This window comes from Ectothiorhodospira shaposhnikovii (assembly GCF_047222355.1).
Taxonomy (GTDB): Bacteria; Pseudomonadota; Gammaproteobacteria; order Ectothiorhodospirales; family Ectothiorhodospiraceae; genus Ectothiorhodospira.
This window is the reverse complement of the sequence record NZ_CP178333.1, coordinates 1,272,971-1,292,531: the sequence shown is the minus strand read 5'-3', so window position 1 is coordinate 1,292,531 and position 19,561 is coordinate 1,272,971. Positions and strand designations below refer to the sequence as shown.

The 19,561-nt window shown below is 62.9% G+C and carries 16 protein-coding genes and 1 tRNA gene; 8 read left to right on the top strand and 9 right to left on the bottom strand.

What is annotated here, in order from left to right; genetic code table 11:
* The first annotated feature begins 4 nt into the window (after positions 1 to 4).
* Positions 5 to 1,165 (top strand): TIGR02221 family CRISPR-associated protein, encoded by a 1,161-nt coding sequence (gene csx2, locus ACLF6L_RS05865; RefSeq protein WP_412852561.1) that lies wholly within the window; start codon positions 5 to 7, stop codon positions 1,163 to 1,165.
* A gap of 476 nt (positions 1,166 to 1,641) precedes the next feature.
* Here the strand turns inward: csx2 and ACLF6L_RS05860 are convergent, their stop codons facing one another.
* Genes ACLF6L_RS05860 through uvrB form a run of 3 tightly spaced genes read right to left on the bottom strand, consistent with a single transcriptional unit; the run spans position 1,642 to position 6,557 of the window.
* Positions 1,642 to 3,267, bottom strand: coding sequence for a methyl-accepting chemotaxis protein (locus ACLF6L_RS05860; RefSeq protein ID WP_238629498.1), 1,626 nt, complete (start codon positions 3,265 to 3,267; stop codon positions 1,642 to 1,644).
* Positions 3,268 to 3,324: 57 nt separating this feature from the next.
* Positions 3,325 to 4,527 carry a L,D-transpeptidase family protein gene (locus ACLF6L_RS05855; protein WP_412852560.1) on the bottom strand — a complete coding sequence of 401 codons (1,203 nt, stop codon included), beginning with the start codon at positions 4,525 to 4,527 and terminating at the stop codon, positions 3,325 to 3,327.
* Positions 4,528 to 4,538: 11 nt separating this feature from the next.
* A complete protein-coding gene (gene uvrB / locus ACLF6L_RS05850; RefSeq protein WP_412852559.1) occupies positions 4,539 to 6,557 on the bottom strand; it encodes an excinuclease ABC subunit UvrB in 2,019 nt (672 codons plus the stop codon).
* 134 nt (positions 6,558 to 6,691) lie between these two features.
* Here uvrB and ACLF6L_RS05845 point away from each other — a divergent pair, with 134 nt between their 5' ends.
* The 5 genes from ACLF6L_RS05845 (at position 6,692) to ACLF6L_RS05825 (ending at position 11,216) form a co-directional block, all read left to right on the top strand.
* Positions 6,692 to 7,879 (top strand): pyridoxal phosphate-dependent aminotransferase, encoded by a 1,188-nt coding sequence (locus ACLF6L_RS05845; protein WP_008933233.1) that lies wholly within the window; start codon positions 6,692 to 6,694, stop codon positions 7,877 to 7,879.
* 62 nt (positions 7,880 to 7,941) lie between these two features.
* A tRNA-Asn gene (locus tag ACLF6L_RS05840) sits at positions 7,942 to 8,017 on the top strand.
* 107 nt (positions 8,018 to 8,124) lie between these two features.
* Positions 8,125 to 8,550: a hypothetical protein gene (locus tag ACLF6L_RS05835; protein WP_238616621.1), complete on the top strand. Its 426-nt coding sequence runs from the start codon at positions 8,125 to 8,127 to the stop codon at positions 8,548 to 8,550.
* 1 nt (position 8,551) lies between these two features.
* Positions 8,552 to 9,178, top strand: a complete 627-nt coding sequence (locus ACLF6L_RS05830) for an arylesterase (RefSeq protein ID WP_412852558.1) — start codon at positions 8,552 to 8,554, stop codon at positions 9,176 to 9,178.
* A 67-nt stretch (positions 9,179 to 9,245) separates the two neighbouring features.
* Positions 9,246 to 11,216: a TonB-dependent receptor plug domain-containing protein gene (locus ACLF6L_RS05825; RefSeq protein ID WP_412852557.1), complete on the top strand. Its 1,971-nt coding sequence runs from the start codon at positions 9,246 to 9,248 to the stop codon at positions 11,214 to 11,216.
* 68 nt (positions 11,217 to 11,284) lie between these two features.
* Here the strand turns inward: ACLF6L_RS05825 and ACLF6L_RS05820 are convergent, their stop codons facing one another.
* Positions 11,285 to 12,280, bottom strand: a complete 996-nt coding sequence (locus tag ACLF6L_RS05820; protein WP_412852556.1) for a cytochrome-c peroxidase — start codon at positions 12,278 to 12,280, stop codon at positions 11,285 to 11,287.
* A gap of 156 nt (positions 12,281 to 12,436) precedes the next feature.
* Between ACLF6L_RS05820 and msrP the strand changes: the two genes are divergently transcribed.
* Both msrP and ACLF6L_RS05810 read left to right on the top strand, forming a co-directional pair.
* A complete protein-coding gene (msrP, locus tag ACLF6L_RS05815) occupies positions 12,437 to 13,378 on the top strand; it encodes a protein-methionine-sulfoxide reductase catalytic subunit MsrP (RefSeq protein WP_238616617.1) in 942 nt (313 codons plus the stop codon).
* Positions 13,379 to 13,416: 38 nt separating this feature from the next.
* Positions 13,417 to 13,989 carry a sulfite oxidase heme-binding subunit YedZ gene (locus ACLF6L_RS05810; RefSeq protein WP_238616616.1) on the top strand — a complete coding sequence of 191 codons (573 nt, stop codon included), beginning with the start codon at positions 13,417 to 13,419 and terminating at the stop codon, positions 13,987 to 13,989.
* Between the two features lie 20 nt (positions 13,990 to 14,009).
* Here the strand turns inward: ACLF6L_RS05810 and ACLF6L_RS05805 are convergent, their stop codons facing one another.
* From ACLF6L_RS05805 to lapB, 5 genes are all read right to left on the bottom strand, one after another.
* Positions 14,010 to 15,914, bottom strand: coding sequence for a hypothetical protein (locus ACLF6L_RS05805; RefSeq protein WP_412852555.1), 1,905 nt, complete (start codon positions 15,912 to 15,914; stop codon positions 14,010 to 14,012).
* A 218-nt stretch (positions 15,915 to 16,132) separates the two neighbouring features.
* On the bottom strand, positions 16,133 to 17,020 hold the full coding sequence (gene galU, locus ACLF6L_RS05800; protein ID WP_238616614.1) for a UTP--glucose-1-phosphate uridylyltransferase GalU: 888 nt from the start codon (positions 17,018 to 17,020) through the stop codon (positions 16,133 to 16,135).
* A 157-nt stretch (positions 17,021 to 17,177) separates the two neighbouring features.
* The gene (locus ACLF6L_RS05795) at positions 17,178 to 17,462 is read right to left on the bottom strand and encodes a ComEA family DNA-binding protein (protein ID WP_238616613.1); all 285 of its coding nucleotides are present in this window, start codon (positions 17,460 to 17,462) and stop codon (positions 17,178 to 17,180) included.
* Between the two features lie 110 nt (positions 17,463 to 17,572).
* Positions 17,573 to 18,298 (bottom strand): orotidine-5'-phosphate decarboxylase, encoded by a 726-nt coding sequence (pyrF, locus tag ACLF6L_RS05790; RefSeq protein WP_238616612.1) that lies wholly within the window; start codon positions 18,296 to 18,298, stop codon positions 17,573 to 17,575.
* A 61-nt stretch (positions 18,299 to 18,359) separates the two neighbouring features.
* Positions 18,360 to 19,556, bottom strand: a complete 1,197-nt coding sequence (lapB, locus tag ACLF6L_RS05785) for a lipopolysaccharide assembly protein LapB (protein ID WP_238616611.1) — start codon at positions 19,554 to 19,556, stop codon at positions 18,360 to 18,362.
* Positions 19,557 to 19,561 lie beyond the last annotated feature (5 nt).

Genomic DNA, 19,561 nt, shown 5'->3' with positions numbered 1-19,561 from the left:
ACCCGTGACCACACTCCTCACCTTCCTCGGCCGTGCCCCCAGACAGGAGGGGCGGTATCGCACCACCTGCTATGACTTCGGCGACGGCATGGACGCCGAACCAACGGCTTTTTTCGGCTGGCCCCTGCGTCGGCGTCTGGGCGCCGAACGACTGATCATCATGGGCACATCCGGCAGTATGTGGGATCACCTGTTCGATGACGGGGTGAATCTGCCCGAAGGGGATCACCTGCGATTGATGCAGGCGGTGGAGGAAAAGCGGGTGACACCGGATCTGCTCGCTCCGCTGACCAGGCCGCTGGCGGATCACCTGGGCTGCGAGGTGCACCTGGTACTCATCCCCTACTGTCGCACCGAGAAGGAACAGACGGACATCCTGAGCATCATGGCCCACCATGTACAGGCCAATGACCGGGTGCATATCGATGTCACTCACGGTTTCCGGCACCTGCCCATGCTTGCGCTACTGGCGGCCCTGTATCTGCGAGTGGCCCGTGGCGCGAGCATCGACGGAATCTGGTACGGGGCCTATGACCCGGATACCGGTCAGGCGCCGGTACACAATCTGATCGGTCTGTTGGGCATCGCGGACTGGCTGCAGGCACTCAATACTTACGACAAGGATGGAGACTATGGTGCCTTTGCCCCTTTGTTGGGTCCGGCGGGAGAACAACTGGCCAGGGCCGCTTTCCTGGAGCGCACCAACAACCCGGTGAAGGCGCGCGAGGCACTCACGGGATGGTCCAGCAAGCCGGATCGTTTTCCGGCGGACGACCCGGCGGCCACCCTGTTTCGCCGGGAACTGGAGCAAAGAGTGGCCTGGTACAAGCGACGAGACCGGGCGGCCTGGGAAGGCGCCCTGGCCCGGCAGTATCTGGATCGGGGGGATTATGTGCGGGCGGCCATCTTTTCCCTGGAGTCGGCGATCTCGGCGGAAGTCCTGCGCAGTGAGGGCAAGGTGAACCAGTATGAAGATCGGGAAACCGCCCGAGACACTCTCAAACACTCGGCGGAAGGTTTCCGCCAATTGAACAACCTGCGCAATGCCCTGGCCCATGGGCTGCAGGCCCATGACGGGAGAATCGAGAAGTTCCTGCTGGATGAAATCCGACTGAAAAGGAAACTCAAGGAACTGGGAGAAAGGCTGGGGGTTTTCTATCATTAGATAGACTTTCGCGCCACTTTTGACCAAACTGACTGCCCACTGGCTTGACGCCGGAGGCGCGCTTTACCCCGAGTTCACTCGGATCACCATTGGCAAGCCCCGGTCTCTGCAAACCGGTACATGTCTGCTGCGTAATCTCGCGTAGATATTAGTTAAACCGTCGATCCGACAAGACTATTAATCCGGCAATCAAAAGCCGTCACGTCATTCCCGGAGACGCCCCCAAAAACGTCATTCCCGCGAAGGCGGGAATCCAGGCAACGGAGTGAAAACCCTGGACTCCCGCCTTCGCGGGAGTGACGGCAAGGGGCGGGAGTGACGGCAAGAGGGCGGGAGTCATGGCAAGGGGCGGGAGTACCCCGGCAAGGGAGCCGGAGTCATGGCAAAGAGCGGGAGTACCCCGGCAGGAGAGCGGGAGTCATGGCAAAGAGCGGGCGTGGTGACAAAGAACAACAGCCTTCGGCAAGCGGACGAAACTAAACCTTGAATTGCCCGACCCGCTCCTGCAGCTCAGCGGCCAGCCGGGCCAGCTCATCGCTGGCGGCGGCGATCTGCCTGGAACCGGTGGCGGCATGCTCAACGCCGTCACTGATGTTCACCACGTTGCGGTTGACCTCCTCGGCCACGGCGGACTGTTCTTCCGCAGCGCTGGCGATCTGAGCATTCATGTCATTGATGGTGCCGATGGAGCGGGTGATGACGTTCAAGGATTCGCCCGCCTTGCCCGCCTGCTCCACCCCCTGGCGGGCTTTGCCGCGCCCCTGCTCCATGACCTGAACCGCCTCGCCGGCTCCACTCTGGAGGCGTTCGATCATCGCCTGGACGTCGTTGGTGGAAGCCTGGGTGCGGGAAGCCAGGGTCCTGACCTCGTCGGCGACCACCGCAAACCCCCGCCCCTGCTCGCCGGCCCGGGCCGCTTCGATGGCGGCGTTGAGGGCCAGCAAGTTGGTCTGCTCGGCGATCCCCCGGATGACATCCAGGATCTTGCCGATCTCGTCGCTGTCCTTGGAAAGCCGTCCAATCACAACGGCGGTACGCTCCACTTCCGCGGCCAACTCCCGGATGGTACGAATGGACTCATCCACCTCACGCCCCCCGGCCTGCGCCTGGGAATCGGAGGTTCGAGCCATGACGGCGGCCTCGGCGGCATTGCGGGCGACTTCCTGCACCGTGGCCGCCATCTCGTTCATGGCGGTGGCCACCTGTTGCACTTCCGACTGCTGGCGCTGCACCTGTTCCCGGGTCTCTTCACTGGAGGCCGATAGCTGCTCCGCCGCGGACGCCAGCTGTGCCGAGGCCCCGACCACCTGCCGTACCAGGGCATGAATGCGATCGGCAAAGGCGTTGAAGGCGGAAGAAAGATCCGTGATCTCGTCTTTGCCAGAAACGGGCAGACGTCGGGTCAGATCCCCGTCACCTTCGGCGATGGCACGCAGATGATGCGTGGTTTGCCGAAGGGGATTCACGATACCGCGGGTGAGCATGAAGCCCAGCAACACCGCCGCCAGCAAGGCCGCCAAGACGGTCACAGCCATGATGAACGTTGCTGTCGATGCCGCAGTCCGGGCCTGCTCCATGGCCTGGTCCCGTTCCCGTTCCAGTGCCTGACCAAGCTCCGTCAGCAGGCGACGCAGGGTCTCCAGATGAGGCAGCGTGTGGTCCTGGTAAACTGCCAGGGCCGCCTGCGTATTGCCGTTCTCCACCGTGCGCAGGATGCGCAACGCGGTCTGATGCAGCTGGATATGGGGCATTTCGATGGCATCAAAGGTACGGCGAAAATCACTTGCTGCCGCCTGATAGGCCGCGCTGTCCTTGAAACCGTAATACCATTGCCCGAAATCGCATCGGGTGTGATCGAGCTGACCGGTAAAGCGGCTACCCAGGACGAAGACATTGGCCAAACCGTTGACCCAGACCAGGTGATCCACCTCCTTTTGCACCTGGAAGATGGCCTGCTCGTAGATCTCGGCCGCATGGGTATTGGCCTCGCTGACCCGATGGAGCCCGTTCCAACCGATCAAGGCAATACCCAGCAATAAAAGCAGCACCATGCCAAAAGACAAGCCGAGCTTGCGACCAATGGTCAGTTGAGAAGCCGTCATCAGGTTTCCGTCGGTTCAGTGTTACTTGGTGGGCAGGGGCTACAAATTACCACTGAATCAGCGCGGCAGCTGTATCACCATGCCTTCGATCAGCGTTCGGCGGGCCACTTGTTCACCCAGCGCAGTGGCGGCTGTCCGGTCTTCCACCGGCCCCAGCAGCACCCGGTACATCCGCCGTTCTCCCTTTCTGAACTCGGAAACACTCACGGCAAAGCCATCCTGCTCCAGCCGGGTGCCCAGCATCCGGGCGCGGTCGGCTTCGCTGAAACTGCCCATCTGCACGAACCAGTCCCCGGCGACAGCTTCCGGTGCCGGCGCCGGCGCGGGACGCTGCCCCAGACGCAGCTCGGGCAAGGCCGTCAGCTCGCCCCGATAGCCCACGGGCTGAGGCACACCGGTGGCGGCCTCGGCCACTTGGCGTACCCGCTCCCAGTCCACCCGGGCGGGTTTTTCTCCCACCGCGGCCATGATGCGCTGGACGGCCGGGGTAAGGCTGTGATCCGCCTTGAACTCTTCCAGGGGTGGGTGGGCCTCCAGGTACAGGACATCCCCCTTCCAGCCAGCCTTGAAAGGCTGATTGACGATATTGACGGATGTCCCCACCGGCACCCGGCCATAGAGGGTGCGGATGTCGTTATTGTCCATGCGGATGCAGCCATGGGTGGCGCGCATGCCGATGCCGGTGGACCAGTTGGTGCCGTGGATCAGGTAACTGGGGCGGCTCAGCCGCATGGCGAACTCACCCATGGGGTTGTCCGGTCCCGGCGGCACCACCGCCGGCAGGCTCTTGCCCTGGGCCGCGTAGGACTCCCGCACCGATTGGGGGGGGGTCCAGGTGGGATTTTCACGCTTTTCGGTGATCTTCAGCGTGCCCAGGGGGGTGTCCCAGTCCATGCGCCCGATGCTGACGGGATAGGACATTGCCTGCTTGCCGTCCGCGGCAAAGTAGTACAGGCGCATCTCAGGCAGGTTGATGACGATGTCCCGCCGCGGCGCATCCGGCAGCACGAACTGCAGCGGCAGCAGCACCCTGGCCCCTTCGCCGGGGATCCAGGTGTTGAGGTCCGGGTTGGCGTTGCGAATGGCCTCGAACCCCACCTGATGGCTGCGGGCGATGTCGATCAGGGTATGCTCATGGCGGGCCTCCACATGCCGCAACTCGCCCACCAGATCCGAGCCCGGTTGCAGCGACAGGGTCGTTGCTCCCAGACCGGCGGAAAGACTCCATGCCCATGCCCCCAGCAGGGTCAGGACAGACAAGATCCTGGACTTCATGATTCCACCACCCCCAACATCCCCTCACGCAGACGTGCGACCTCGTCCCGCAGACGGGCCGCTTCTTCAAATTCCAGATTACGGGCATGTTCCAGCATGCGTGCCTCCAGGCGACTGATCTCCTTGAGCGTGTCCCGGGGCGACAGCCGTCCGTAGCGTGCCTCCTCCTCGGCCACCTTGGCATGGCGTTTCGGCGTGGCCATGGCGCCGCCGGCATAGGCCCCTTCCATGATATCGGCGATGCGCTTTTGCACCCCCCTCGGCGTGATGCCATGGGCCTGATTGTGGGCGATCTGCTTGTCCCGGCGGCGGGCCGTTTCGTCCATGGACCGACGCATGGAGCCGGTGATGGTGTCCGCATACAGGATGGCCTTGCCGTTGAGATTGCGGGCCGCCCGGCCGATGGTCTGGATCAGGGAACGCTCCGAACGCAGGAAGCCTTCCTTGTCCGCATCCAGGATCGCCACCAGGGACACCTCCGGCATGTCCAGCCCTTCCCGCAACAGGTTGATCCCCACCAGCACGTCGAATTCTCCCAGACGCAGATCGCGTATGATCTCCACCCGCTCCACGGTGTCAATGTCCGAATGCAGGTAACGCACCCGAACCCCGTGTTCCCCCAGATAATCGGTGAGGTCCTCGGCCATGCGCTTGGTCAGGGTCGTGATCAGGACCCGCTCGTTGGCCTTCACCCGCAGCCGGATCTCGGACAGCACGTCATCCACCTGGATCGAGGCGGGTCGCACCTCCACCTCCGGGTCCACCAGTCCGGTGGGACGCACCACCTGCTCCACCACCTGACCAGCCTTCTCCTGTTCATAAGGGCCGGGCGTGGCGGAGACGAAGAGGGTCTGGGGTGAAAGGGCCTCGAACTCCTCGAAACGCAACGGCCGGTTATCCAGGGCGGACGGCAACCGGAAGCCGTATTGCACCAGGGTCTCCTTGCGGGACCGGTCCCCCTTGTACATGGCCCCCAGCTGGGGCACGGTGACGTGACTCTCGTCGATGACCAGGATGGCGTCATCGGGCAGGTAGTCGAAGAAACAGGGCGGCGGTTCACCGGCGTTACGCCCGGACAGGTAACGGGAGTAGTTCTCGATCCCCGAACAGTAGCCCAGCTCCAGCATCATCTCCAGATCGAACCGGGTGCGCTGTTCCAGGCGCTGGGCCTCCACCAGTTGATCCGCCCGGCGCAGCACCTCCAGGCGGTCCCGCAGTTCATCCTTGATCTGCTCGATGGCCGCCAGCAGGGTCTCCCGGGGGGTGGCATAGTGGGTCTTGGGGTAGATGGTCAGGCGCGGCACCCGGCGCAGCACTTCCCCGGTGAGGGGATCAAAATAGGAGAGCTGCTCGATCTCCTCGTCGAAGAGCTCGATGCGCACCGCTTCCCGGTCCGACTCCGCCGGGTGGATGTCGATGACCTCGCCCCGCACCCGGTAGGTACCCCGCTTGAGGTCCAGATCGTTGCGGGTGTACTGCAGTTCCGCCAATCGGCGCAGGATCAGGCGCTGGTCGATGACATCGCCGCGCTTGAGGTGCAGCACCATCTGCAGGTAGGCCCGGGGGTCCCCCAGACCGTAGATGGCGGACACGCTGGCAACGATGATGGCATCCCGCCGCTCCAGCAGGGCGCGGGTGGCGGACAGGCGCATCTGCTCGATGTGATCGTTGATGGCGGAGTCCTTCTCGATGAAGGTGTCCGAAGACGGGACATAGGCCTCCGGCTGATAGTAGTCATAGTACGAGACGAAATACTCCACCGCGTTGTCCGGGAAGAACTCCTTCATCTCTCCGTAGAGCTGGGCCGCCAGGGTCTTGTTCGGGGCCAGGATGATGGCCGGGCGCTGGGCGCGCTGGATGACGTTGGCAATGGTGAAGGTCTTGCCGGAACCGGTCACCCCCAGCAGGGTCTGGTGGGCCAGCCCGGCATCCAGGCCGTCGAGCAACTGCGCGATGGCGGCAGGCTGGTCGCCGGCCGGGGTGTATGAGGTCTTGAGCTGGAAACATGAGTCCATGGGCTTATTTTATCCACCTGGTTTCAGTATCATCCTACCTTGACTCGGCGCGTCTTTCCTGTACGCGCCCTTGCACCCCCGCCGGGTGTGCACACGCAGAACCCCATCCACACACGCATTCCCTGGACATCGCCTTGGACATCAAGCTCTCTTCCCGCGTTCAGCGCATCAAGCCCTCCCCCACCCTGGCCGTGACCGCCCTTGCCGCCCAGCTGCGGGCCCAGGGCCGCGACGTGATCGGCCTGGGTGCCGGCGAGCCCGATTTCCATACGCCGGATCCCATCAAGGAAGCCGGTATTGCCGCCATCCGCAACAACAAGACCCGCTACACCGCGGTGGACGGCACCCCCGGCCTGAAGCAGGCCATCATCGACAAGTTCAAGCGTGACAACGGGCATGACTTCCAGCCCGACCAGATCCTGGTCTCCTGCGGCGGCAAGCAGAGTTTCTTCAACCTGGCCCAGGCACTGCTGAACGAAGGCGACGAAGTCATCATCCCCGCGCCCTACTGGGTCTCCTACCCGGACATGGTGCTGCTGGCCGACGGCAAGCCGGTGATCGTTTCCGCCGATCAGTCCCAGGGTTTCAAGATGACCCCCGAGCAGCTGGAAGCCGCCATCACCCCGCGCACCCGCCTAGTGGTGATCAACAGCCCCTCCAACCCCACCGGCGTGGCCTACAGCCGCGAGGAACTGGCCGCCCTGGGCGAAGTGCTGCTGCGGCATCCCCATGTGTTGGTGGCCACCGACGACATGTACGAGCACATGATGTTCCGGGGCGTGCCCTTCGTGAACATCCTCATGGCCTGCCCGGCACTGTATGACCGCACCATCGTGCTCAACGGCGTCTCCAAGGCCTATGCCATGACCGGCTGGCGTATCGGCTATGCCGGCGGCCCCAAGGCCCTGATCTCCGCCATGAAGAAGATCCAGTCCCAGAGCACCTCCAACCCCACCTCCATCGCCCAGGAGGCCGCCGAGGCCGCCCTCAACGGCGACCAGGGCTGCGTGGGTGAGATGTGCAAGGCCTTCGAGCAGCGTCATGACTATCTGGTGGCGGCCCTGAACGCCATCCCGGGCGTGGAATGCCTGCCCTCCGACGGCACGTTCTACTCCTTCCCCAGCGTCAAGGGTGCGATGGAGAAGCTGGGCATGGACAGCGACGTGAAGTTCTCCGAGTACCTGCTGGACAAGGTGGGCGTGGCCCTGGTGCCCGGTTCCGCCTTCGGCGCCGACGGTCACGTGCGCATTTCCTTCGCCACCAGCATGGACAATCTGAAGCAGGCGGTGGAAAGAATCGCCCGCGCGGTGGAAGGTGAATAAACTTCACAAAATGTGTTGACGAAGCCCGGCGGAATCCGTAATATGCCGGGCTTCCAAGCAATTCCCCGGTAGCTCAGTCGGTAGAGCGGGTGACTGTTAATCACTAGGTCGGCGGTTCGAGCCCGTCCCGGGGAGCCAAGATTGAAAAGCCCAGGTGGATCCACCTGGGCTTTTTTCGTGGCGCAGGATTTCCCCTTTGTCGGCCGGGTTGCAGTTCCCTCCGCCCGGGCCTAGTCTCCTTGCTCATGAGCGAGCAGTTATGGCCTCCCACCGAATATCACGCGCAGATCGAACGACTGCGTGCCGCCATTGGTGACGCCATCTATCTGGTGGAACTGGTCCCAAGCCCGATGCAATTGGGGGTTCGCGTCCATGGAGCCCCCCGGATCCTGCTGGATGTGATGGATTTCCCCCGGCCCGACCCGGCCCGGGGCCTGAGTCCGCATTTCATCCTGCTGGACGATGGGCGGGGCATCAACCTGGGACGCATCGCCCGTATCAGTCGACGCCCCTTCGACCCCACCGCCAAGGATCTGCTGTATCTGGGGGGACGTGTACAGCAACAACTCCTGTTCGGTCCACGACGCCTGTCCCGGGTCTTCATCGGCCAGCAGGCACGACGGAGCCTCGGCCAGTTGCTAGGGCATTCAGGCCCTCGGGAGATCCGCTGAGATGCGCCGGCTTGCGCACCACGCGGGCAGACTGATCTCGGCGCTGTTGCTGATCCTCCTCGCAGCCTGCTCCCCTGCCCCGCCGGCCATGCTGCCGTTGCCCGAGGACGCGGTGATACTGGCGTTCGGCGACAGTCTCACCTTTGGCACCGGCGCCTCTCGGGATGAGAGCTATCCCGCCCATCTGGCCCGATTGACGGGACTTGAGGTCATCAATGCCGGCGTGCCCGGAGAAGTCAGTCGTCAGGGGCGTGAACGGTTGCCACGGCTGCTGGACGAGCACAGACCGGATCTGCTGGTGCTGATCCATGGCGGCAACGACATGCTCCGCCGCATGGACATGGAGCAGAAACAGGACAACCTGGCGACCATGATCCGGGCCGCCAGGGACCGGAATGTCCAGGTCGTACTGGTGGCCGTGCCCACCCCCACCCTGATTCGACTACGAAATGCCGTCACCTATGAAGCCCTGGCCCGGGAATTTGGAATTCCTCTGGAAAATCACGCGCTCGCCCATATACTGTCACGGGACGAACTGAAGGCCGACCCCATTCATCCCAATGAGGATGGCTACCGGATACTGGCCGAATCCATCCTGCAGATCTTGATCAGCACCGGAGGTCTGTGAAAGATCCCGATATGGTTTTCAGCACTTTGTGAGCCGCCGCCGCGGCCTTCAGGGCTTGATTCGATTAATGACCAACAAGAAGACCCTGCTCCTGTGTGGCGCCATGATCCTGCCCCAGGGGCTACAGGCGGAACCTCACAGCTTCTCGGAGCAGGATTTTTTCCTCGACCTGCCAGTGGCGCTCACGGCGACGCGGCTCCAGCAGCCCCAGATCGAGGCCCCGGCCTCGGTCACCATTATTGACAGGGATTGGCTGGAGCACAGCGATGCCCGGCATATTGCCGATGTTCTGAGCATGGTGCCCGGCTTTCTGGTCAGCCATCACGACGGCAATCGACGCATCGTCAGTTATCACGGCCTGGGAGGCATGTTCGTTCGCCAGCTGCAGGTCCTGGTGGATGGCCGCTCCATCTACAGCCCCACCAACGGAGGCGCACAGTGGGGCGACTTGGCGCTGTCCCTGGATGACGTCGAACGCATCGAGATCATTCGCGGCCCCAACTCGGCCGCCTATGGCTCCAACTCCTTCTTTGCCATCATCAACATCCTGACCCGCCATGCCGCCGATACGCCCGGAACCCAGGTCCGGACCCGGATCGGCACCCACGGTGTCCGTGATGCCTCCCTGCGCCAGGGAGGCAGTTTGGGGGACAGACAACATTACCGTCTGTCCTTGTCCCATGCGGAGGATGACGGCTTTCCCGGCAACCGCGACCAGTGGGAGCGCACGGCCCTGAACCTGCGCCTGGATCGGGAGTTGACGGGTTCCCGGTCACTGACGGTGAACACCGGTCTGACCCGCGTGGACAAGGGCCTGGAGGCCATCAATAACCCGCTGCCTCCCTCCAGAACACTGAATTTTGAATACGTTCATCTCCATGCCGTTCTGGAGGGCCATGCCGATCCCAATGCGGGCTATCGCCTGCAGTATTACTTTGAACAGTATGACCTGATCGATGAATACCCACTGCAAGACCCGGCCTCCGGCCTGTGGGTCGATGTGGATCAGGGGGTACGTAACCGCCGGCATGACCTGGAAGTGGAATGGCATCGTCAACTGAAGCCCCGGACCCGGGTGGTCTGGGGAGGTGGACTGCGCCAGGACACCGCCCGTTCAACCTATTATTTCAACACGCCCGGCGGCACTGTGGAAAATCGCATCCAGCGTCTGTTCGCCAACCTGGAATGGATGCCCGCGGAACGCTGGCTGTTGAATCTGGGCGGGATGTATGAGGCCAATGACCTGATCCGGGATGAATTCATGCCGCGGACAGCCCTGATCTTCCTCCCCACCAGTGACCTGAGCCTGCGCCTGGTGGCCTCCCGTGCCATACGCACCCCAAGCCTCATCGAGTCGGAGATCGAGGCCGTCTTCCCCACCCCGATCGGGATTCGGCCCGGCGAAGGCGGTCTGACCTTCATCGCGGATGAGCATATCCGGGCCGAGGTCATCCAATCCCTGGAACTGGGCGGTCACCTGCTGTTTGATCATGGTCGGGGCAGCCTGGACATCAAGGCCTTTCACAACGAGGTGGATCGACTGATCCAGATCCCCCTGGGGCAGATGCCCGTAGACTTCACTGCGGTCATCAGCAATCTGGGCAAACTGACCATCCAGGGAGTGGAGATGCAGGTCGACTACCGGTTCAATTCCCGCTTGCGCCTGAGCGGAGGACTGTCCCTGCTGGGCAGCCGCAGCGCCGGACCGGATGCCAGGCTCCATGCAGACTCGGTTCCGGACCATATCTTCAATCTTGCTGGTTACTACACACCCGACGATACCTGGACCCTGTCGTTCCAGTACTACCATCATGCCGATGTGAAATGGCTGGATGACCCACTGGCCGCGCCCCTGGGCACCGGCGACGGCTTCCTGCGTCTGGGCCTGCGAAGATCCCTGGGGGAGCAGGCAGAGATCGGGCTGCACGTGGACGATCTGCTGGCCAGCGGCTTTACCGGTCGCGGCGATGAGGGCCCCAGCTGGCCCGCCAACCGCCGTGAGACACGAACCGCCGTGTCTCTCCAACTGAACTTCTAAGCGATCAGTCCGGCAAGCCATAGGCCTGCCGGACACGCCTCCCGCATCAATACGGCGGGGTCAGGTGCTCAGGGCAGAGAAGGGAACGTGATCCGGGGCATCTCTCCGGTGAGGGCATGGAGGAAGGCCACAATGTCATCCACCACCGGCTGTTCCAATTTGCGGCCCAGCATCTGCTCGCCCATCAACTGCACTGCGTCATGGAGGTCATCCACGCTACCGTTGTTGAAATAGGGGTAGGTCACCGCCACGTTGCGCAATGTGGGGGTACGGAAGGCAAAGCGGTCACGCTCCTCCCCCGTCACTACGAAACGCCCTTCATCGGTGGAGCCGGGCAACTCGAAACGGTGGAAACGACTGTCCGAGAAATTGGCTCCGCGGTGACAGGCGATACAGCCATTGCCCACGAAGGCCGCCATGCCGCGCTTTTGCTGCTCGGTCATGGCGTTGTCATCCCCCCGCAGATAGCGGTCAAAGGGCGAGTTCGGCGTGTTCAGGGTGCGCTGGAAGCTGGCCAGGGCCTTGGCCACGTTCTCCGCGGTCAGCGGATCCGCTTGACCGGGAAAGGCCTCCTTGAAGCGCTCTTGATAGACATCGAATCGTGCCAACTGATCCAGGGCATCATCCAGTTCCATGGCCATCTCGATCTCGGCCTGGATCGGCCCCAGAGCCTGTCCCTCCAGGTCAGGCTCGCGCCCATCCCAGAATTGCGCCTCCAGGAAACCGGAATTGAGGACCGTGGGGGTGTTGCGCTCTCCGACCTGGCCATCGTGCCCCACCGCCCTGGGAATGCGATCGGACCAGCCCAGTGCCGGATTGTGACAGGTGGCGCAACTGATCACCCCGCTGGCGGAGATGCGGGGTTCAAAAAACAGCATCTTGCCCAGTTCCACCTTCTCCGGGGTCAGTGAGTTGTTGGACGGCAGCGGCGGCAAGGCCGGCAGGGGTTCGAAATAACGCTTGTAGCTTTCAAATTCGGCGGCCTGAACACCCCCACTGCCGGCGACACAGACCAGAACCGCCACAGGCAGGGCTTTGCGAAGGGATTGCACAATACGTTTCATGACTTTCTCCCGTTGACTCGCGTCGATGATATTACTTTAGAATAAGTCTAGAAATAGACCTGTTTCCCTTGCCGTGCAACCAAAACCGCCCCCCATGCATCAAAGCCATGAGCCGCATCAAAAAAGCGACCTTCAGCCGGGTCAAGAGAGTTCAAAATGGTTGGCTTGAAATACCCGATCCCACCTGCTTCGGAGATCACGCCCCAGGCGGTCTATGCCCAGCGACGACGCTTCCTGCAACAGGCCGGAGGTCTGCTGCTGGCGGCGGCGGCACCGGGCCTATCCGCCGGTCCGGCCTTGCAAGCCGGGTTGGCCGATGCCGTTCAAGGCCCCTTTTCCACGGACGAGCCGCTGACCGATCACGCCATGGCCACCGGGTACAACAATTTCTTTGAATTCGGCACCGGCAAGGAAGACCCGAAACGGCATGCCCATCGGCTACAGACCCATCCCTGGTCCGTGGTGATCAGTGGTGAAGTCGACAAACCCGGCCGCCTCGCCCTGGAGGACATCCTGGCTCCCCATGGCCTGGAAGAAAGGATCTATCGTCTTCGCTGCGTGGAGGGCTGGTCCATGGTGATCCCCTGGATCGGTTTTCCCCTGGGTGATCTACTCAAACGCTTTGAGCCCACTTCCCGCGCCAGGTATGTGGTGTTTGAAACCCTGCACGATCCCGAACAGATGCCCGGTCAGCGCAGTCGCATCCTGGACTGGCCCTACCGTGAAGGTCTTCGCATCGATGAAGCCATGCATCCGCTGACCTTGCTGGCCGTGGGCATGTACGGAGAGATACTGCCCAATCAGAACGGTGCCCCACTGCGGCTGGTGGTGCCCTGGAAATACGGCTTCAAGAGCATCAAGTCCATCGTCGGCATTCACCTGCAAGAGGATCAACCCGTCAGTTCCTGGACCGCCCGGCAACCGTCCGAGTATGGTTTTTATGCCAACGTGAACCCGGAAGTCCGCCATCCGCGCTGGCGGCAAGCCACGGAACGACGCATCGGTGAAAGCGGGCGACGTCGTACGGAGTTGTTCAACGGCTATGGGGAACTGGTGGCGGATCTCTACGCCGGCATGGACCTGCGCCGCCATTTCTGATGGGGTCGGCCTCACCGCGATTCATCCGGGGATTCAGGGTGATCCTGTTCATTGGCGCCGCCCTGCCCCTGTCATGGCTCGGCATTGCCTGGCAGACCGGCATGCTGGGGGTGGTGCCGGAAGAGCGACTGCTGCATGAACTGGGGCGCTGGGGACTGTATCTGCTCCTGGCAACCCTGGCCCTGGGACCCGCCTTCCGGCTGACCGGTTGGCCGGGCTTCCCGGCGGTGCGCCGGGCCATGGGGTTATGGGCCTTTACCTACCTGCTGCTGCATGTCCTGGTCTGGGTGGTGATGATCCAGGGCGGGTCATGGTCTTTCATGGTCGCCGAAGTTCTGGCGCTCAGACACCTTCAGACGGGGCTGATTGCCTGGGTGATGCTGGTGCCGCTGGTGCTGACCTCGGTGAACAGAGCCAGGGAACGACTGGGTCGGGTACGCTGGCAGTGGCTGCATCGTCTGGCCTATGTCTCGGCGGCGGGCGGCATCCTGCATTACTGGATGGTATCCCGGGTGATCGAGACGGAGGTCATCGTACTGGGACTGCTATTCACCGCCCTGGTCCTGTTCAGGTTGGTGGAGCGATGGGGTTTCTCATCCCCTGAAAAATGATGAATTTAAGGTCTCCAGGATCAGTCCGGCAACACTCTGCGTGCCCGCACCAGACTGCGATACCAGTCCCGGCGTGGGCTGGGCACCACTGGTGGCCGCAGGCTCAACAGACTGATGCGGGGCATCTCGTCCAGGTGGCTCTGGGAGATCATGCTCAACACCTGGGGACGGGCGCCATAGGTCTCGATGAGAAAATCCCGGGCGGCATCCGTCAGCCTCACCCGATAGTGTTTCACCAGAGCCAGGGCCAGGCGCTCCGCGGCTCGACTCATGTCCTGCTCCACCTCCAGGGCCATGGCCTCGCCCAGGATGCGTTTTTCCTGGGCACTCATGCCCGGCTCCAGGCTGCCCAGGTAGCTGGCCTGGGTCGCCCCCACCCCCCGCTGTACCTCGGGACGGGACAGGCCGATATGGGGCTCCAGGGCTAAGGCCACTTCCACCGCCAACTGCCTGGCCCCGTCCAGGGTCAGGGGACGGCGACGACCGTCACGACGGGTGAAGAAGCGTCGCCCGCGTTTTTCCAGATGCTCGCCGTGCAGATACCTCACCAGATGCTGGCAGACCGACTCGCGGGCATCCTCCTCCAGGCTGACCACCTTTTCCACGATACGAAGCCCGCGACGGCCCGGTCCCACCCGCAGCTGCTCGGAGGCATCCAGATCCCGGGAAGTGAGCGCCTCCCAGGCTTCCGATGTCCGGAGCAGCTCCGCATGGACACGTCCCACTTCCTGAAACGCCTCGTGGGCGGTGCGATACAGGCGCAGGGCCGTGGCCAGGTTTTCCGCCAGGCGACGAAGATCTCCTCGGGACTGGGCGTCGGGCTGATCCTCCCGCAGGCCCCTGCACAGGTCATCCAGCAGCGTGGCCAGTTCATCCAGTGCCAGCACCACCCGCTCCACCAACAGGTGGGACGACAGCCCCTCGGGCACTTCCTCGTAGGCCAAAAGGTCCACCTCCACCAGCCAGGAAGCCAGGGCACGAATCCGGTTACTGGCGGCTGCCTGGGCAATACGGTAACGGCTGCGCGCCGCCTCCATCTGATCCAGCGCCCCGGCCAACCGCCATTTGCCGGTATAACTGAACATGAGCATGGGAATCTCGCGCCCATTGACCAGTTCAAAGGCCAGTACCAGCATGGCTTCCACGTCGGTAGTGGTCATGAGCAGGGGGTTGTCCTGCTCAATGGCGGCCATCACCCGTTCCAGAAAGAACTCGTCCCGGGGTACGCCCAGCTGCAGCTTGGGCGCCCTGCCCAGGTAGCGCTCCCGCAGGATGCCCGCGGCCACGGGCGCGATCTGCCGCAGATCCGCGACGATATGCTCGAATTCCTCGCCCCTTTCCTGATGGATGTCACGGATGCGGGAATACAGACCGGCCCGCCGGAAGGTGTCGATCTGCGCCAGCCAGCGCCCCAGCGCCGGATTGCCGGTCAGTTCTTCGCAGGCAAAGGCCACCCCTTCCGGTGAAAGATCCACCCGCTGCAGCAGTTGCACGGCGGCCTCACGACGACGCACCTCCGGATCCAGTCCCTCCATGGCCAGGTCCCGCACCGCCAGGATCAGATCTCCCAGCTTGTCGATGGCCTCCATGACATCGGCCTGTGCCTGCTCCTTGGCGGTGCCGTGAATGCTGTCGTAAACGATCTTGGCGATCAGGCCGATGAGGCCGGAGAGAACGGTGAAGCTGACGAAATAAGTCACCAGCTCAATGGAAGGAGGACGGCCATAACCGATGTAATAGCCACCGGACAGGCCCAGCACGGTCACCGGGCCTGCCGTCCATGCGATGTTCAACAGGTTGCGGGAGACGCGCGTCCGCTTGACGGCCCTGGACCAGCGCTCGTAACGCTCATCATCCCGCCGCCCCAGGGAAACGGTATTTTCCCTGGGCCGAGCGGATCGTTGAATGAATCTGAACCAGCTCACTTCCCGACCGATGCTTGTTGAGGGCGGTACCCCGTACCGCCCTCATGACTTGAAAATTCAAGGATAAGACCATTCTGAACCCGTCATGCCCGCACAAGCGGGAATCCAGCCACAGACTACTGGAAATTCCGGACTCCCGCTTCCGCGGGAGTGGCGGTAGAAGACTGGTCCAGTGTTTCCTGAAGGACATCGACCGGTGTGTGGCCTGATTCCTACACTCAGATGCCGCGACTGCAGACATTCCCCAGCAGATACTCCCGGAAGTCATCCTTGAGCTCCGGGTGCTTCAGGGCGTATTCCACGGTGGCCTGCAGATAGCCGAGCTTGCTGCCGCAATCATAACGGGTACCGTTGAATCGATGGGCCAGTACCTGCTGCTCGGCCAGCAGATCGGAGATGGCATCGGTGAGCTGGATCTCTCCACCGGCACCTTTCTGGGTGTTTTCCAGCAACTCGAAGATACGGGGGGTGAGAATGTAACGCCCCACCACGGCCATGTTGGAGGGCGCCACCTCCGGTGCCGGTTTCTCCACGATGCCCGTGACGTTCCAGAGGCGGTCGGCAATCGGCTCCGGCGTGACCACGCCGTATTTGTGCGTCTCGCTGGGCGGTACCTCTTCCACGCCCAGAATACTGGAACCATACTGTTCGTAGACTTCCACCATCTGTTTGAGCGCCCCTTTCCCCGCACCGTCAATGAGGTCGTCGGCCAGGATGACGGCAAAGGGCTCATCGCCCACCACCGGGCGGGCACAGCCCACCGCATGCCCCAGGCCCAGGGCCTCCGCCTGGCGGATGTAGACGCAGGTCACGCCGGCGGGCAGGATATTGCGGACGATCTCCAGCATCTTTTCCTTGCCGCGCTCTTCCAGCTCCGTTTCAAGCTCATAGGCCTTGTCGAAATGATCGGGGATGGAGCGCTTGTTGCGCCCGGTGACGAATACCAGCACGTCGATGCCCGCCTCCACCGCCTCCTCGGCGGCGTACTGGATCAAGGGCTTGTCCACCACGGGCAACATTTCCTTGGGGTTGGCCTTGGTGGCGGGCAGGAAGCGAGTGCCCATCCCAGCCACGGGAAAAACTGCCTTCCTTATCTTTTTTTGCATAAGCACGTCTTCGTTGGTCGGATTGTGTGGATTCGGTCCCAGGATCAGTCAGTATAGGCCGATGCGATGACACAAAACAGACAAGGGGCGGTGTTGGCCGCCCCTTGTCTGTTGTGTCCCGGCAGATCCGGGACTGGTCCTGCCTTCGCGGGCAGGATCAGTCCCGTGGCGCGTGGCTACCCAGCTCGATCCGGTCCAGGTTCTGCTCCACGGTCCGCGGGCCGATGCCCGGCACCCGTGTCAGTTGGTGGACGGAAGTGAAGGGACCGTGCTGTTCGCGGTGGGCAACGATCGCTTCGGCCCGGGTCAGCCCCACACCGGTCAGGGCGCGGGACAGGGACTGGGCATCCGCCTCGTTGACATTCACCGGGCCGGTCGCAAAGGCACCGGGGGCGGTGAACAGCAGGGAAAAAAAGACGATCAGGGACGTCAGACGTTTCATACCGTTGCCTCCTTGAGGATTTCCTTGGCATTCCTTGGTTGAACGCGGGTCGCGTGTTCCTGCAATCCGTTGTACCCGCGCCGTCACTATCGCCCAAATCCCCCTCTGATTCAAGCCAGGGCGTCAGCGATCTCCCGGTTGACCGCCGTCAGCACGGCGCCGGGATCCTGGGCCTGAGTCACGGGACGACCGATGACCAGATGGCTGGATCCAAGCCCCATCGCCGCTCCGGGTGTCATCACCCGCTTCTGGTCACCCAGTGCCGCGTCCGCCGGGCGGATCCCCGGGGTCACGCGCAGGAAACGTTCGCCAAAGGCCGTCCTGAATGCACCGGCTTCGTGGGCGGAACAGACCACCCCGTCCAGTCCCGCCTCATGGGTCAGGGTCGCCAGGTAGTGCGCCTGTTCGGCCACCGTGCGGGTCACACCGCAACCGGCCAGATCGCCATCATCCATCGAGGTCAGTACGGTCACTGCGATCAGTAGCGGGCGCTGCCCCGAAGTGGCCACGGACTCCAGGGCTTCCCGCGCCGTCTCCATCATGGGGCGACCGCCACTGGCATGGACATTGACCATCCAGACCCCAAGACGCGCGGCGGCCCGGCAGGCTCCGGCCACGGTATTGGGGATGTCATGGAACTTGAGATCCAGAAATACCTGAAAACCCAGGGCGTGCAGACGCTCGATCAGGGCCGGTCCGGCGCTGACAAACAGTTCGAACCCCACTTTCAGACGGCACTGCGAAGGGTTCAGCCGGGACGCCAGGCTCAGTGCGGCATCGGCATCGGGAAAATCCAGGGCCACGATGACCCGTGGGCCGGAGGAAATCAGGGACATGATCTTGGCAAACCTCGTAATGGGAAACGGGGGACAGACCAGGACGGCGGGACCGTCCTGCTCAGGGGGGCGTCAAACAGGTTTCCGGACGCTGATCAATCAGACTGTCAACGGGACGGATGGTGGCCCAGCCCTGGCAACTGGGACAATGCCAGAAATGGGTGCGGGACTGAAATCCGCATTGCGTACAGGTGTTGCAGACATGCCCCTCCAGATACCGGTCCAGCATCCCGATGGCCGCCGGAAGCACGTCCGCGGTCGCCGCGTTGCGCTGTGCCTTGAGGCGCAGATAGACCGGCAACAGTTTCAGGGATACCTTGTCCCGGGCCATCTCCTCCCGCAGCAGCGTATCCAGGTCATCCAGTCGTCCCCGGGCTTCCAGTGCCTGGGCCAGGGCCAGCGAGGTGGCCTCGGAGGGATGCTGGTCACGCAGTTCCGTCAGCAGGGATTCCAGGCCCCGGGCATCTTCCAGACGGGTAAATGCGTCCTGGATGCGGGGGAGTACCAGGGAGATGAATCCCGCATCCCGGCGCATCACGCGGCTGTAGTGCTCCACCGCCAGCCGGGGATTGGCATCATCCAGGGCCAGGTCACCCATGAGGATACCGGCGCGGGCACAATCCTGATCAAAACTCAGGGCCTTGCGGGCATGCCGGCCCGCGTCCGGGGCATCCCCCTTCGATCGCGCCATTTCGCCCAGTTCGCAATGGTACTGGGCGATACGGCGGTTCTGCGGCTCGGTGGAAAATTCACACAACTGTTCGCTGGCCCAGATGGCATTGGCCCAATCCCGTTCGCGCTCATACAGGGCACGCAGGCGCCGGTAGGCATCCGCCTGGAGAAAGCCCAGCTGGATGAGTTCCTTGAACAGGGATTCGGCCTGATCCAGCAGACCGGCCTTCATGTAGTCGCGCCCCAGCTCCATCAGGGCATTGGCTCGCTGTGCCGGATCCAGATTTTCCCGCTCCACCAGGTTCTGATGGATACGGATCGCCCGGTCGACCTCGCCCCGGCGACGGAACAGGCTGCCGAGGATCAGGTGGGTCTCCACCGTGTCCGGATCCACGTCCACCATGTCGATGAACACTTCCAGGGCACGGTCCGACTGTTCGGTCAGGAGATAGTTGAGACCCTTGATGTAATGGCTGGAAAAGGTAACGGCCCGCTCGGGCTCGACATCATGCCGAGCCGTACGACGGGCCGCCAGCCACCCCGAGGCTGCCGCTACCGGCAGCAGCAGCCACAGGAGTTCCATCATGAAAA

What these genes read in the sequence shown, in the direction of transcription:
- ACLF6L_RS05860 (WP_238629498.1), bottom strand. Translation starts at nt 3,267, where the DNA reads ATGACGGCTTCTCAACTGACCATTGGTCGCAAGCTCGGCTTGTCTTTT.
- uvrB (WP_412852559.1), bottom strand. Translation starts at nt 6,557, where the DNA reads ATGGACTCATGTTTCCAGCTCAAGACCTCATACACCCCGGCCGGCGAC.
- ACLF6L_RS05835 (WP_238616621.1), top strand. Translation starts at nt 8,125, where the DNA reads ATGAGCGAGCAGTTATGGCCTCCCACCGAATATCACGCGCAGATCGAA.
- ACLF6L_RS05830 (WP_412852558.1), top strand. Translation starts at nt 8,552, where the DNA reads ATGCGCCGGCTTGCGCACCACGCGGGCAGACTGATCTCGGCGCTGTTG.
- ACLF6L_RS05825 (WP_412852557.1), top strand. Translation starts at nt 9,246, where the DNA reads ATGACCAACAAGAAGACCCTGCTCCTGTGTGGCGCCATGATCCTGCCC.
- ACLF6L_RS05820 (WP_412852556.1), bottom strand. Translation starts at nt 12,280, where the DNA reads ATGAAACGTATTGTGCAATCCCTTCGCAAAGCCCTGCCTGTGGCGGTT.
- msrP (WP_238616617.1), top strand. Translation starts at nt 12,437, where the DNA reads ATGGTTGGCTTGAAATACCCGATCCCACCTGCTTCGGAGATCACGCCC.
- galU (WP_238616614.1), bottom strand. Translation starts at nt 17,020, where the DNA reads ATGCAAAAAAAGATAAGGAAGGCAGTTTTTCCCGTGGCTGGGATGGGC.
- ACLF6L_RS05795 (WP_238616613.1), bottom strand. Translation starts at nt 17,462, where the DNA reads ATGAAACGTCTGACGTCCCTGATCGTCTTTTTTTCCCTGCTGTTCACC.
- pyrF (WP_238616612.1), bottom strand. Translation starts at nt 18,298, where the DNA reads ATGTCCCTGATTTCCTCCGGCCCACGGGTCATCGTGGCCCTGGATTTT.
- lapB (WP_238616611.1), bottom strand. Translation starts at nt 19,556, where the DNA reads ATGATGGAACTCCTGTGGCTGCTGCTGCCGGTAGCGGCAGCCTCGGGG.